15 protein-coding genes are annotated in these 13926 nt (G+C 67.3%); 2 read left to right on the forward strand and 13 right to left on the reverse strand.

Features of this window, described 5'->3' with window-relative positions:
- Positions 1-3: 3 nt before the first annotated feature.
- Complete coding sequence (gene rplM / locus ACUWEX_RS11880) at positions 4-450, reverse strand: 50S ribosomal protein L13 (protein WP_077055115.1); 447 nt, start codon at positions 448-450, stop codon at positions 4-6.
- 207 nt (positions 451-657) lie between these two features.
- On the reverse strand, positions 658-1575 hold the full coding sequence (gene truA / locus ACUWEX_RS11885; RefSeq protein ID WP_445996387.1) for a tRNA pseudouridine(38-40) synthase TruA: 918 nt from the start codon (positions 1573-1575) through the stop codon (positions 658-660).
- 163 nt (positions 1576-1738) lie between these two features.
- Here truA and ACUWEX_RS11890 point away from each other — a divergent pair, with 163 nt between their 5' ends.
- Together ACUWEX_RS11890 and ACUWEX_RS11895 are read left to right on the forward strand one after the other, a co-directional pair.
- Entirely contained in the window at positions 1739-2473 is a 735-nt protein-coding gene (locus ACUWEX_RS11890; protein ID WP_445996388.1) for a cohesin domain-containing protein, read from the forward strand.
- A gap of 71 nt (positions 2474-2544) precedes the next feature.
- Entirely contained in the window at positions 2545-4401 is a 1857-nt protein-coding gene (locus ACUWEX_RS11895) for an amidase family protein (protein WP_445996389.1), read from the forward strand.
- A 90-nt stretch (positions 4402-4491) separates the two neighbouring features.
- Here ACUWEX_RS11895 and ACUWEX_RS11900 read toward each other — a convergent pair whose 3' ends face one another.
- The 11 genes from ACUWEX_RS11900 to ptsP form a co-directional block, all read right to left on the reverse strand.
- Positions 4492-5526, reverse strand: coding sequence for a GNAT family N-acetyltransferase (locus ACUWEX_RS11900; RefSeq protein WP_445996390.1), 1035 nt, complete (start codon positions 5524-5526; stop codon positions 4492-4494).
- Between the two features lie 135 nt (positions 5527-5661).
- Positions 5662-6216 (reverse strand): 50S ribosomal protein L17, encoded by a 555-nt coding sequence (rplQ, locus tag ACUWEX_RS11905; protein ID WP_079728064.1) that lies wholly within the window; start codon positions 6214-6216, stop codon positions 5662-5664.
- Between the two features lie 50 nt (positions 6217-6266).
- Positions 6267-7256 (reverse strand): DNA-directed RNA polymerase subunit alpha, encoded by a 990-nt coding sequence (locus ACUWEX_RS11910; protein WP_077055109.1) that lies wholly within the window; start codon positions 7254-7256, stop codon positions 6267-6269.
- 148 nt (positions 7257-7404) lie between these two features.
- Complete coding sequence (rpsK, locus tag ACUWEX_RS11915) at positions 7405-7803, reverse strand: 30S ribosomal protein S11 (protein WP_077055108.1); 399 nt, start codon at positions 7801-7803, stop codon at positions 7405-7407.
- Positions 7804-7845: 42 nt separating this feature from the next.
- A complete protein-coding gene (rpsM, locus tag ACUWEX_RS11920; protein WP_066277124.1) occupies positions 7846-8220 on the reverse strand; it encodes a 30S ribosomal protein S13 in 375 nt (124 codons plus the stop codon).
- Positions 8221-8407: 187 nt separating this feature from the next.
- Positions 8408-8521 carry a 50S ribosomal protein L36 gene (gene rpmJ, locus ACUWEX_RS11925; RefSeq protein ID WP_077055107.1) on the reverse strand — a complete coding sequence of 38 codons (114 nt, stop codon included), beginning with the start codon at positions 8519-8521 and terminating at the stop codon, positions 8408-8410.
- Positions 8522-8674: 153 nt separating this feature from the next.
- Positions 8675-8896: a translation initiation factor IF-1 gene (infA, locus tag ACUWEX_RS11930; protein WP_021759551.1), complete on the reverse strand. Its 222-nt coding sequence runs from the start codon at positions 8894-8896 to the stop codon at positions 8675-8677.
- Positions 8897-9024: 128 nt separating this feature from the next.
- Positions 9025-10182, reverse strand: coding sequence for a mannitol-1-phosphate 5-dehydrogenase (locus tag ACUWEX_RS11935; RefSeq protein ID WP_445996391.1), 1158 nt, complete (start codon positions 10180-10182; stop codon positions 9025-9027).
- Positions 10179-10619 (reverse strand): PTS sugar transporter subunit IIA, encoded by a 441-nt coding sequence (locus tag ACUWEX_RS11940; protein ID WP_077055105.1) that lies wholly within the window; start codon positions 10617-10619, stop codon positions 10179-10181. The genes ACUWEX_RS11935 and ACUWEX_RS11940 overlap by 4 nt, the downstream gene beginning before the upstream one ends.
- A gap of 123 nt (positions 10620-10742) precedes the next feature.
- Positions 10743-12260 carry a PTS mannitol transporter subunit IICB gene (locus ACUWEX_RS11945; RefSeq protein WP_079728062.1) on the reverse strand — a complete coding sequence of 506 codons (1518 nt, stop codon included), beginning with the start codon at positions 12258-12260 and terminating at the stop codon, positions 10743-10745.
- 2 nt (positions 12261-12262) lie between these two features.
- A complete protein-coding gene (gene ptsP, locus ACUWEX_RS11950) occupies positions 12263-13876 on the reverse strand; it encodes a phosphoenolpyruvate--protein phosphotransferase (protein ID WP_445997644.1) in 1614 nt (537 codons plus the stop codon).
- Positions 13877-13926 lie beyond the last annotated feature (50 nt).

Genomic DNA, 13926 nt, shown 5'->3' on the forward strand with positions numbered 1-13926 from the left:
CGCTTACTGGGCGACCTGGTCGAGGGTGTAGGTCTTCGGCTGCTGAGCAGCGTGAGGGTGCTCGCTGCCCGTGTAGACCTTCAGCTTGCGCAGCTGGGCGCGGCCGATGGAGTTCTTGGGGAGCATGCCGCGGACGGCCTTCTCGACGGCGCGGGCCGGGTTCTTCTCCAAGAGCTCGGAGTAGGTGACAGCCTTGAGGCCGCCCGGGTAACCGGAGTGGCGGTAAGCCTTCTTCTGGTCGGCCTTCGAGCCGGTCAGGGCCACCTTGTCGGCGTTGATGATGATGACGAAGTCGCCCATGTCCATGTGGGGAGCGAACGTCGGCTTGTGCTTGCCGCGGAGGAGAACGGCGGCGTGGCTGGCCAGGCGGCCGAGAACCACGTCTTCGGCGTCGATGATGACCCAGTCACGCTGGATCTCACTGGCCTTCGGGGTGTAAGTGCGCGTCACAGTAGTGCTGCTTTCTTGTCGTAAGTTGGTCGTTCGTGAATCCCACTCCGTGCGGCGTGTTCTCGCGAGAAGATTCTCGGGGAACGCGCCAGGTGGAGGGCTCAACTACGGGTGCCTGACAGCATGCGCAGACACCAAGGGTCAACATTACCCCACGGGCGTTGTGACGGTCAATTCAGGGCGGCGCCGGATGGGCGCTCGGCGCGGCTACTCGTCATCATCGTCATCATCCACAAGGCCGCTGAGCGTGCGGCGCTGGCGCGTGAGTTGCGCACGCTCGGCGAGCTCGGCGTCATCCGGATAACCGACCTCGACGAAGGTGAGGCCCCGGGCCGGCATGACGGGGAACAGGGCCGCGCGGTTCTGCTGGTCGAAGAGCGGGAGGAGGTCGGACACTCTGATGCGCCCGAGGCCGACCGCCACGCATCCACCCACGAGCGCGCGCACCATGCTGTGGCAGAAGGCATCGGCCCGCAGGTGGGCGCGCAGCTCGCCGTGCTCGTCGCGACGCCAGCGGAACTCCTGCAGCGTGCGGATGGTCGTGGCGCCCTCGCGCGGTTTGCAGAAGGCGGCGAAGTCGTGCAGCCCGACGAGCGCATCGGCGGCGCTCTGCATGGCATCGACGTCGAGCGTTTCATTGAGCCAGAGGACGGGGTTGCGGTCGAGGGGGTTCCGCACCGAGACGCTGTCGGCGATGCGGTACTCGTAGCGGCGCCAGAGGGCGGAGAAGCGGGCGTCGAAGCCGTCGGGAACGATGCGAGCACGGCGGATGAGGACATCCGCGTAGGTGCCGATCGCGCCGTTGGCCCGCCGCAGGAGCATGTGGCCGGGGTCGTGCGTCACGGTCGGGTCGTTCTGCGAGGTCGAGAACCGCGTGAGCTGCCAGTCGTCGAGGTCGACGTGAGCCACCTGGCCCGTCGCGTGCACCCCGGCGTCGGTGCGGCCGGCGACCGTCAGCACGATGGGGCGGCCGCGATTGCCGAGCACGCGCGAGATCGCCTCTTCGAGCACGCCCTGCACGGTGCGCAGACCCGGCTGCTTGGCCCACCCCGCGAACGCCGTGCCGTCGTAGGCGATGTCGAGGCGCAGTCGCGTGGTCGCGCCATCCGATCGGGTTTCAGCCATCCGACCATCGTAACGCGCGAGAAACACGGCCGATCCGGGGCGGCAATACGCCGTGGATACAGTGAGGCACCCTGCACCACTCCCCGGCGGTTTCTCTCCCCGCGGCCTCGTCTTCCCCGCCGTTGGAGCCGTTCTTCGTGAAAGAAAGTAGGACTGCGTCCTGATGCATAACTCTGCCCTGCGTCGCCCCCCACTCCGATCGGCTCTCTTCGTCGGAACCCTCGCCCTGGGCCTCACCGCCCTGTCGGCCGGCCCCGCTCTCGCCGCCTCGGCGCCCGGCTCGGTCACCCTCACCGCCACTCCGGCCTCCGTCACCGTCGGTGACACCGTCGACCTCAGCGTCGGCCTCGTCGGCACCACGGATGTCTTCACCTACACCGTGACGCTCGACTACGACCCGGCCGTCTTCGACTATGTCGACGACAGCATCACGGGCCCGGCCGGAGGCTTCGACACGGTCGACGAGAACGATGGCAGCCTCACGATCGTGCACACGCGCCTCGGCACGTCCCCCACCGTCTCGGGCGACCTGACGGCGGGTCTCGAGTTCGCCACGATCGGTGCCGGCGACACGACCATCGAGGTGTCTTCGGTCACGATCGTCGACTCGGCCAACACCACGGCGACGGTCGCGGATGCCGCAGCCGCCGATATCGTCGTCGAACCCGTCGCGACCCCCACCCCCACTGCATCGCCCGAGCCCACCTCCTCGGCCACCGCCGCTCCGGCCCCCGCGGCCTCCTCGACGGCGACCCCCCTCCCCGTCACCGACCGCCCGACCAGCCCCCTCGCCTCGACCGGTGTCGGCTTCGGCGTGGCCGGTCTCGCCGCCGCAGCCGTCGCCGCCATGGGCGCCGGACTCGTCGTGGCCCGACGTCGCAAGGCGGGTACCCGCTGATGCGCTCCTTCCGCTCCTCCCCCACCGCTAGCGGGGTCGACCGACCCCTCGTCTCCCAGAGGAACCGCTCCGTGCCCACCAACTCCGCATTCTCAAGGCGCTCGCGCCTCACGGTGACGGCCGCCACCGGCCTCGCCTCCGTGCTGGCGCTCGGCACGCTCGCCGTCGTGCCCACCGCCACGGCCGCCACCCCCGTGGCCGAGCCGGCGGCCGCCGCCCTGCTCGCGCCGTACTACACCGACCTCGACCTCACGGGCGACCGTCAGGTGACGACGGCCGACCTCGAACTGCTCGCCTCGCACCTCGGCGACACCGATGCATCCACCGGCTGGTCAGCGGTCGCCGCGGCCGACACCGACGGCGACAAGACCATCACCGCCACGGATATCGCCGCCCTCTCGCAGCGCATGATCTACGACGACGGCGACTTCGAGCTGATCGAGGCGTCGACCATCGACATGCAGGCCGCCATGAACGCGGGCGTGCTGACATCCGTCGAGCTCACGCAGGACTACATCGACCGCATCACCGCCTACGACAAGGCCACACCGGATGCCTCGGCCGTGGGTCGCGCGCTCAACTCCATCATCACCGTCAACAAGCAGGCCCTGACGGCAGCCGCCGCGGCCGACGCCGAACGCGCGTCGAAGGGCATGACGAGCATGCTGCTCGGCATCCCGATCGCGGTCAAGGATAACTACGACACCAAGGACATGCCCACCACGGGCGGCTGCGGCTGCTGGGACGACAACCAGACGACCACGGATGCCGCCATGGTCGCGGGCCTGCGCAACGCGGGTGCCGTGATCCTCGCCAAGGCCAGCCTCGACGAGTTCGCGTTCGGGTTCGCCTCCGAGTTCTCCTCCTACCAGCCGGCCGGCACCTCCACGCTCGTCGCGAGCCCCTACAACCTGTCGCGCACGGCGGGCGGTTCCTCGGGTGGCACGGGCGCATCGATCGCCGCCAACCTCGCGGGCATCGGCTTCGGCACCGACACGGGTGGCTCGATCCGCATCCCGTCGACCTACAACCAGCTGGTCGGCATCCGCCCCACCGTGGGTCTCGCCAGCCGCGACGGCATCATTCCCCTCGCCCTCAGCCAGGACACGGGTGGTCCCATCGCCCGCAGCGTGACGGATGCTGCCGTGGCACTCGATGCGGTCACGGGCGTGGATGCGGCCGACCCGGTCACGTCCGAACAGACCGGAAAGGTGCCCGAGTCCTACACGTCCTCGCTCGACCCCGAGGCGCTGAAGGGTAAGCGCATCGGTTACGTGACGACCATGATCGGCACCAACCCCACCAACGTGCGGCTCTGGAACCAGGCCAAGGCCACGCTCGAGGCTCAGGGCGCAACGGTCGTCGCCGTCGAACAGACGCCGGCCTTCAAGCGCGTCCTCGACGAGGGCAGCGGCTCGACCAACGAGTTCAAGCACGACCTGAACGAGTACATCGCCAACCACCTCGCCCCGAACGTGATCGCCCGCTCGCTGCAGGGCATCGTCGATTCGGGAAAGTACGTTCCGAGCCGCAAGTCCACCTACACGGGCCGCGACGCCATCACCGAGGCGCAATACCAGGCCTGGGCGGGCCCGACGGGCACACACACCACGCAGATCGCCACGGGTCAGGCACTCGTCACCAAGATGATGGATGACCTCGCCCTCGACTCGCTCGTCTACCCGTCGGGCACGCCCTACAACACCCAGTCGACGAACATGCGCCTCAGCCCCAACACGGGCATGCCGGCCATCTCGGTTCCCATGGGCCAGGCCATCGCGGCCGACAACACCATCACGGGCGCGGGCGTCAACCTCGAGTTCCTCGGCCGCGACTACGCCGAGGGCACCATCATCGGGCTCGCCTACGCGTTCGAGCAGGCCACCCACTACCGCACCACCCCGGCGCTCTACGGCCCGCTCGGCTAGCCGGCGCGCGCCACACGCAACACACGCAAGAGCGGTCGGGATGTCCTCACATCCCGACCGCTCTTCTGCATCCTGCCCGCCCGCGCTGTTCTAGTAGGCGGCCACCAGCGCGACCTCGCGCGTATCGGGCCGGAACCCCAGATTCGTGTACAGCGTGTCGGCACCGGTCGGGCTCTCCGAGTCGACGTCGAGAATGGCGCGTTCGTACCCCACGGTCCGCAGCGCCGCGAGCGTCGCCGCGATGGTCGCGGGCGCGAGCCCCTGCCGGCGAAAGTCTCTGACCACACCGACGAGCTCGATGTATCCGCTGGTGAACCCCTGCGCCGCCCAGTCTGCCTCGTTCACGGTCACGAGGCAGAACGCGACGACGCGACCCGTCGCCACCTCGACGGCCACGCGCGACAGCTCGTTCCGAAAATGCGGCGCCCCCGTGAAGTGCCCCCACCGCTCCGGCGCGGTCGGCTGACTCCCCCAGTGATCGCGAAATGCGTCGTTGCGTGCCAGCCGCGTCTCTTCGGCCACATCAGCGCCGAAGGCCCTGATCTCGACCCCCTCGGGCGGCACCAGCTCGGGAATCGGGTCGCCCACCTCTCGCACCATCGTCGTGAAGTACCGAGCAACCTTCAGCCCCGTGCGTATCGCCACCGAAACGGCATCCGCGTTCCCCTCATCCTCATACGCCATCACCCACCCCGGCAGCGTCGCGGATGTCGCGGCCAGTTGCTGTTGCGCCCGGGCATGCTGCCACGCGAATAAGAGCCGTCCGATCCCGCGTGCCCGATACTCCGGATGCACGCCGCCCATCAGGTACACCTGCACGCGCGTGTCATGCAACGGATGCAGCACCACCGCGCCATAGGCCACGACGACGCCCGCCGCGTCGAATCCCACGATCGTATCCGCGGCGTTGTCGACGGCCGACGACGTCAACTGCTCGGCGATCCACTCCCGCGTGGTCGCATGCGTGGGGTGATCGGCCGCGTCGATCGCGTGCTGCGCCGCGACGATCGCGTCAAGGTCTTCCTCGGTGGCCGGCCGCCACACCGCGACATCGGGATGCTCGAGCCCCGGCAATTCGCGGGGCTCGTCGACTCGTTCGTCCAGGGGTCTCAGGCTCTCGGTCATCCATCCACCCTACTGAGGCGGTTTCGGCGTCGTCACCCCACCTCGACTGGCCGCCCCTTTCCCTCGCCGCTCGGAAACGACGAAACCCCCGCCGCCTCGAGGGCGCGGGGGTTTCGTTCGTGATGACGAGGTCGACTACTTGGCGTCGTCGGCCTTCTCGTCGGCGGCAGCCTCGTCGGTGGCGGCAGCGGAGGTGTCAGCCTCGGCAGCGTCATCGGCGACAACCGTCTCGTCAGCGGCCGTCTCCTCGACGGGCGCTTCCTCGGCCGGGGCCTCGGTGGCGACCGGCTGAGCGGCGGCGGACTTCTTGGCCGACTTCACCTTGGGCGTGACGGGCTCGAGAACGAGCTCGATCACGGCCATGGGGGCGTTGTCGCCCTTGCGGTAGCCGGTCTTGATGATGCGGGTGTAGCCACCTTCGCGCTCGGCCACGAGGGGAGCGATCTCGGTGAAGAGCTCGTGCACGACGGACTTGTCGCTGATGATTCCCATGACGCGACGACGCGCGTGCAGGTCGCCACGCTTCGCGAACGTCACGAGACGCTCGGCGACGGGACGGAGGCGCTTGGCCTTCGTCTCGGTGGTGGTGATGCGCTTGTGGGTGAACAGCGCGGCGGCGAGGTTCGCCAGCATGAGGCGCTCGTGTGCAGGACCGCCTCCGAGGCGGGGGCCCTTAGTTGGCTTAGGCATTCTTGTCGTTCTCCAGAGTTATGTGGTGAAAAGTGTCTCGAGGACGAGACTTAGATGGTCTCTTCTTCGTAGCCGCTGTAGAAGTGGGCGCCGTCGAAACCGGGCACCGAATCCTTCAGCGACAGACCCATTTCGGTGAGCTTGTCGCGAACCTCGTCGACCGACTTCTGGCCGAAGTTGCGGATGTTCATCAGCTGGGTCTCGCTCAGAGCGACGAGCTCGGAGACCGTGTTGATGCCTTCGCGCTTCAGGCAGTTGTAGGAGCGAACCGAGAGGTCGAGATCTTCGATCGGGATCGAGAGCTCGTTCGAGAGAACGGCGTCGACGGGTGCCGGGCCAATCTCGATGCCCTCAGCCTGGTTGTTCAGCTCGCGGGCGAGACCGAACAGCTCGGTGAGGGTGCGTCCTGCCGACGCGATGGCGTCGCGCGGGGTGATCGCGTTCTTGGTTTCGACGTCGACCACGAGGCGGTCGAAGTCGGTGCGCTCACCGGCACGAGTTGCCTCGACGCGGTAGGTGACCTTGAGAACGGGCGAGTAGATCGAGTCGACCGGAATCTGGCCGGCTTCGCTGAACTCGTTGCGGTTCTGGGCCGACGACACGTAGCCACGGCCACGCTCGATGGTCAGCTCGAGTTCGAACTTGGCCTTCTCGTTGAGCGTCGCGATGACGAGGTCGGGGTTGTGCACCTCGACACCCGCGGGAGCGGAGATGTCGGCGGCCGTAACCTGGCCGGCACCCGTCTTGCGCAGGTAAGCGGTGATGGGTTCGTCGTGCTCGGAGGAGACGACGAGGCCCTTGATGTTGAGGATGATCTCGGTGACGTCTTCACGCACACCGGGGATCGTCGAGAACTCGTGCAGAACACCATCGATGCGGATGCTGGTGACAGCAGCGCCGGGGATCGAGGAGAGCAGCGTGCGGCGAAGGGAGTTTCCGAGGGTGTAACCGAAGCCGGGCTCGAGGGGTTCGATGACGAACCGGCTGCGGAACTCGGAGATGTTCTCTTCGGTGAGCGTTGGGCGCTGTGCAATAAGCACTATGTGGTCCTTTCGGCTAAGTGTCCGCTATATGACACTTGCGTTGGCGAGGTTGTGAGGTGCGCGCTGGAGCTCTGGTATCGCATCGCGACCCTGAGACGCCAGCGCCGGCGGAGCCTGGGGCTCCGCCGGACTGACATCTAAAGGATTAGACGCGACGACGCTTGGGCGGGCGGCAACCGTTGTGCGCCTGCGGGGTGACGTCGTTGATCGAACCGACCTCGAGACCAGCGGCCTGCAGCGAACGGATCGCGGTCTCACGACCCGAACCCGGTCCCTTGACGAAGACGTCGACCTTCTTCATGCCGTGCTCCTGAGCCTGGCGCGCGGCCGACTCGGCAGCGAGCTGCGCAGCGAACGGGGTCGACTTACGCGAACCCTTGAAGCCGACGCCACCCGAGGAGGCCCAGCTGATGACCGCACCGGTGGTGTCGGTGATCGAGACGATGGTGTTGTTGAAGGTCGACTTGATGTGGGCCTGGCCCACGGCGACGTTCTTCTTTTCTTTCTTACGCGGCTTGCGGATAGCCGACTTGGGTGCTGCCATGATTACTCCTGAATCCTGAGGCGGGCTGCGCTGGCCGAGGGCCTAGCGAGCCTTCTTCTTGCCGGCTACGGTGCGCTTCGGGCCCTTGCGGGTACGAGCGTTGGTCTTGGTGCGCTGTCCGCGGACGGGCAGGCCGCGACGGTGGCGGATGCCCTCGTAGCTTCCGATCTCGACCTTGCGGCGAATGTCGGCGGCAACCTCACGGCGAAGGTCACCCTCAACCTTGTAGTTGCCCTCGATGTAGTCGCGGAGGAGAACGAGCTGATCGTCGCTCAGATCCTTCACGCGGATGTTTCCATCGATGGAGGTGTCGGCGAGGGTCTTGAGGGCCCTCGTGCGGCCAACACCGTAGATGTACGTCAGTGCAACTTCCACGCGCTTATCGCGGGGAATGTCTACTCCGGCGAGACGTGCCATTGTGGCTTCTCCTGTTATTTGAAGTGGAGGTCTGCAGCAGATCCGGTGCCCGGGCCTCCAACCCGGGGTGTCCCCCGCCGACTCACGCCGACGAGTTCTGGACCTGCCTCAATACATATTCAGTTGTGGTGGATGTCTCCACCATTCCGCGAAGCGGCGGTGCCGGCCGTGAGGCCGGCGGTCGGGACTAGCCCTGACGCTGCTTGTGACGCGGGTTCTCGCAGATCACCATGACGCGGCCGTTGCGACGAATGACTTTGCATTTTTCGCAGATGCGCTTGACGCTGGGGTTGACCTTCATTGTTCTTTTCCTTTGTGTCGCTGTCCTCGTGCCGGATGCTGTCTTCAGCAGGGAGCGGAGCGAACTCCGCGACCTTCCCGGCCGTTACTTACAGCACACCTTTCCGATCGACACGCCCGATTGCTCGCGCGTGCCCGTGTGAAAGATGAGTGTCTACTTGTAGCGGTAGACGATCCGGCCGCGGGTCAGGTCGTAGGGGCTCAGCTCGACGATCACGCGGTCCTCGGGGAGGATGCGGATGTAGTGCTGGCGCATTTTGCCCGAGATGTGGGCAAGCACCTTGTGGCCGTTGGTCAGCTCAACGCGGAACATCGCGTTGGGCAGAGCCTCAACCACTGAGCCTTCAATTTCGATGACGCCGTCTTTTTTGGCCATAGCCTCACTGTCGCAATAGGTAGGGTGTGCTGGTCATGCGTTGCATGCGGTGCCGGACACGCCAAAAGCGTGCCTAAAGCACCAAAGAACGATCTTATGCGATGTCCTTGCTATTTACCAGTCCGTCTCTATAATTCCTGCGCACGCGCCGCGACGACGTCGAACACGGATGCATAGAGGGGGTGTTCGGGCGCCAACCCGAGGTGTTCCTCGATGAATTGCTCGGTCGTGAGCGTCGAGAGCGCCGTCTTCATCAGCACGCTCTGCTCGTCATCCACGTCGTCGAAGCGCAGGGCCGCACCGATGGCGGCGACGAGGGCTACGGGGTCGGTGCCGCGCTCGGCCAGCTGGGCGGCGGGCGAGATGAAACGCTCGTTGCGCGACAGCTTGCGCAGGGGCTGGCGGCCCACGCGCGACACGGTGTCGGGCAGGTGCGGGTTGGCGAAACGCTGCAGGATGGTGGCGCGGTATGCGTCCTGCTCGGAGACGTCGAGACCGTGCTTCTCGACGAGGAGAGCCGAGGTCTCTTCGAGCGTGGCGCGCACCTTGGCCGCGACATCCGGATCACCGATGGCGTCGGCAATGGAGTCGTGCCCCGCGAGAGCGCCGAAGTAGGCGGTCGTGGCGTGGCCCGTGTTGACCGTGAAGAGCTTGCGCTCGATGTAGGGCTCGAGGTCGGGCACGAAGTGTGCGCCCGGGATGCGGGGGGCGTTGCCGCCGAAGGGCGGCTCCTCGATGGCCCACTCCGAGAAGGTCTCGACCGTGACGTCGATGCCGTCGGGGCCGGTGGGCTCCTGGGCGGGGACGATGCGGTCGACCGCGGTGTTGGCGAAGACGGCCTTCGCGGCCAGCTGCTCCCAGGCGGCGTCGCCGACGGCGGCACGCACTTCGGTCTGCAGGATGTCGGTGGCGTTGACCGCGTTCTCGCACGCCATGACGGCGAGGGGGGCGGCATCCGCGGGGCGCTCGGCGATGCCGCGCGCAATGGCGGGCGCGACGAAGCGCAGGATGTTGGGGCCGACGGCCGTGGTGACGATATCGGCTGAGGCGATCTCGGCGACGAGTGCGTCTTCGTGCGACCGGCTGTCGATGGCGCGCACGTTGTCGACGACGTGGTCGGTGCCACCCTCGCCGACTTCGTGCACCGTGAAGTGGCCGACGCGGTCGATGCGCTCGGTCAGCTCGCCGTTGACGTCGGCGAAGACGAGGTCGTAACCGGCCTCGTGCAGGAGGACTCCGATGAACCCGCGCCCGATGTTGCCGGCGCCGAAGTGGACGGCCTTCATTCGGCGTTCACATCCCCGAGCAGGGCGAAGATCTCGTCGGTGGTGGAGGCATCCGCGAGCTTGGCGACCTCGTCCTCGTCGGAGAAGATGATGGCGATGCGCGACAGGATGTCGAGGTGCTCGTTGTTGACGCCCGCGATGCCGACGACGAAACGCACTTCTTCACCCGCCCAGTCGATGGGCTGCTCGTACCGCGTGAACGACAGGGCCGAACGCGTGATGGTGTCTTTCGCGTCGTTGGTGCCGTGCGGGATCGCCAGGAAGTTGCCCATGTAGGTGCTGACGGTCTCTTCGCGCTGCAGCATGGCGGCGTAGTACCCGTCCGAGACGGCTCCGACGCGCTCGAGGATGTCGGCGGCCCGGCGGATCGCCTGCTCTTTGGTCACGGCATCCGACACGATCTCGATCTGATCGGCGGCAAGAATCTGTTCGCTCATGGTCCTGTTTCTTCCTTACGTTCGGTTCGCCGGTGGACGAACCCAGTCTGGCAAACACGACCGGGCGGGTGGCTGTGAGTTGCCGCCACCCGCCCGGCCCTGTCATCCGGTTATTTCTTGTGCTCAGTGCCCTTCGGCGCGAAGCAGTTCGACGACCTCGTCGTACTTGGGGCTGTTCATGAAGTTGTCCACCGAGAGGTGCGTGGCTTCGGGGGTCTTTCCCTTGGCACGGTCGGTGAGCTCGCGCTGCGTGATCACGAGGTCTTCAGAGCCGTCGAGGTTGGCGATCGACTTGTTGGTCACGTCGACGCCGTCGATGCCGGCCTTCTTGATCTTGTTGCGCAGCACCGAGGCGCCCATGGCGCTCGAACCCATGCCGGCGTCGCACGCGAAGACGATCTTGTTGATCGGCTTGCGCTCGAGCGTAGCCACGAGGCCTTCGTCGGTCGCGGTGGCACCGGCTGCAGCACCGTCATGCTGGATGTTGCCGAGCACGCTGGACTTCTTGCCCTTGTTGGCTTCGGTCTGCGCGATGGCGGCGCTCAGGTCACCGGCGTTGCCCGCGGCGATGTCGCGCTTACGCGTGGCCCGCAGGATGATGGCCGAGATGATGAACGACACGGCGGCGGCCAGGATGACCGACAGGATGACGCCGACGTAGCTGCCCTTCTCCGTGACCGCGAGGATCGCGAAGATGCTGCCGGGCGACGCGGGGCTCACGAGACCCGAGTTGAAGGCCACGTTGGTGGCGATACCGGCGGCACCACCGGCGATGACCGAGAGCAGCAGGATGGGCTTGGCGAGGATGTAGGGGAAGTAGATCTCGTGGATTCCACCGAGGAACTGGATCACGATCGCGCCGGGAGCGGTGGCGCGGGCGCTACCGAGACCGAAGAACGCGAAGGCGAGCAGCAGACCGAGGCCGGGGCCGGGGTTCGCCTCGAGCAGGAACAGCACGCTCTTGCCGGCATCCTGTGCCTGCGCGGTGCCGATGGGGGTGAGCACGCCGTGGTTGATGGCGTTGTTCAGGAACAGCACCTTGCCGGGCTCGATGAAGATCGAGGCGAGGGGCAGCAGCTGCGCGGCGACCAGCCAGTCGACGGCCGACTCGAGCCACGCCGTGATGGTGCTGATGACTGGGCCGATGGCGAAGAACGCGCCGATGGCGAGGATGGCGCCCAGGATGCCGGCGGAGAAGTTGTTGACGAGCATCTCGAAGCCGGCCTTGATCTTGCCGTCCCAGAGCTTGTCGACCTGCTTCATGATCCAGGCCGCGAGGGGGCCGACGATCATGGCGCCGAGGAACATGGGGGTTCCGCCGTCGAACACGGGGGTGCCCATGGTCGAGGCGATGACGCCCATGGTCGCGATGGTCGCCACGACGCCACCACGGGTGTCATAGATCATCCGACCACCGGTGTTGGCGATGAGGAGCGGCAGCAGGAAGAACAGCGTCGGGTTGACCAGGGTCGCGATCTGCTCGTTCGGCAGCCAGCCGGTGGGGATGAACAGGGCCGTGATGAGGCCCCACGCGATGAAGGCGGCGATGTTGGGCATCACCATGCCCGAGAGGAAGGTGCCGAAGCGCTGCACCCCGACTCGGAATCCACCCTTTTGGGTGGGCGTTGACGTCGTCGTCATGATCAGTTCTCTTTCGTTGTGATTCGGGTTGCCGCGGCGAGCGCTGCGGTCTTGGCGTCGGCTGCCTCGTCGGCGGCCAGGGCGGACTCGGCGATGGTGCGTGCCTCGTCGAGGGTGACGGTGAGAAGGGAGGCGCGCACATCTGCGAGCGCCGCCGGGGACATGGACAGGGAGGTGACACCGAGGCCCGCGAGAACGATCGCGAGCAGCGGGTCTGCGGCAGCCTCGCCGCACACGCCGACGGGTTTGCCCGTCGACTCCCCCGCACGCGCAACCTCCTGGATGAGCCGCAGCACCGCGGGGTGCCAGGGGCTCTGGAAGGCGGCCACCGAGCCGAGCTGGCGGTCGGCGGCGAGCGTGTACTGGGTGAGGTCGTTGGTGCCGATCGACGCGAAGGCGGCGTGCGGCAGAATGCGGTCGGCGAGGAGCGCGGCCGAGGGAACCTCGACCATGACGCCGGCTGTGCGGATGCCGTATTCGGCGGCGATGGTGACGAAGTAGACCGTCTCTTCGACCGTCGACACCATGGGTGCCATGACCCACAGATCGGCGGATGTCGCGGCGTCTGCTTCGGCGAGCGCCGTGAGCTGGTCGCGCAGCAGGTTCTCGCTGGCGCGCAGGGCACGCAGGCCGCGCAACCCCATCGCGGGGTTCTCTTCGTGTGCGTCGTTGAGGAACGGCAGCGGCTTGTCGGCCCCGGCGTCGAGCAGGCGCACGACGACTTTCTTGCCGGGGAAGGCTTCGAGCAGCGCCGTGTAGGAGGCGCGCTGGTCGGCGACGGTGGGGGCCGTCGTCGAGTCGAGGAAGAGGAACTCGGTGCGGAAGAGTCCCACACCCTCGGCGCCGCGTGCGACGGCGGGGGCCGCGCCGGCCACGTCGCCGAGGTTGGCGAGGAGGGGCAGGGGCGTGCCGTCGGCGAGGCGGCCGGGCTCGGCGGGCAGCTCGGCCTGGGCGGCGCGGGCGCGGATGCGCTCGGTCGTCGCCTCGATGAGAGCGGCATCGGGGTTGAGCGTCACCTGGCCGGTGGCGGCGTCGACCACGACGACGTCGCCGTCGGCCAAGCCCTCGGAGGTCTGCGTGCCGACGATGGCGACGATCGACTTCTCGCGGGCGAGGATCGCCGTGTGCGAGGTGGGCCCGCCGTCCGTGGTCACGAGGGCGAGGACGCGGTCGAGGTCGAGCACGGCGGTGTCGGCCGGCGCCAGGTCACGCGCGATCAGGATGAACGGCTCGTCGCGCTCGGGAACGCCGGGGGCCGCGACACCGCTGAGGTCAGCGATCACACGCTGCGACACGTCGTCGAGGTCGGCGGCGCGCTCGGCGAGATAGCCGCCGAGGGCCTCGAGCTGGGCGCGGAACGACGAGAACGCCTCGAATACCGCGCGCTCGGCGGTGCCGCCCGCGGCGATCTTCTGGTCGATGAGCTCGGTGAGGGCCGGGTCCTCGGCCATCATGGCCTGCGCTTCGAGCACTTCCTGTGCCGCGCCGCCCGCCTTCTGGCCGCGCGCGTCGAGCTCCTGCGAGACGACGGCGACGGACGTGCGCACGCGGGCGGTTTCTTCGTCGACCGAACGCGTGGAGGCGACATCCTTCGGCTCGGGAAGGGCGGGAGCCATGAAGGCGACGGGGCCGACCGCGGCACCCGTGCCGATGCCGACACCCGTGA

It is taken from the genome of Okibacterium fritillariae (assembly GCF_052783725.1).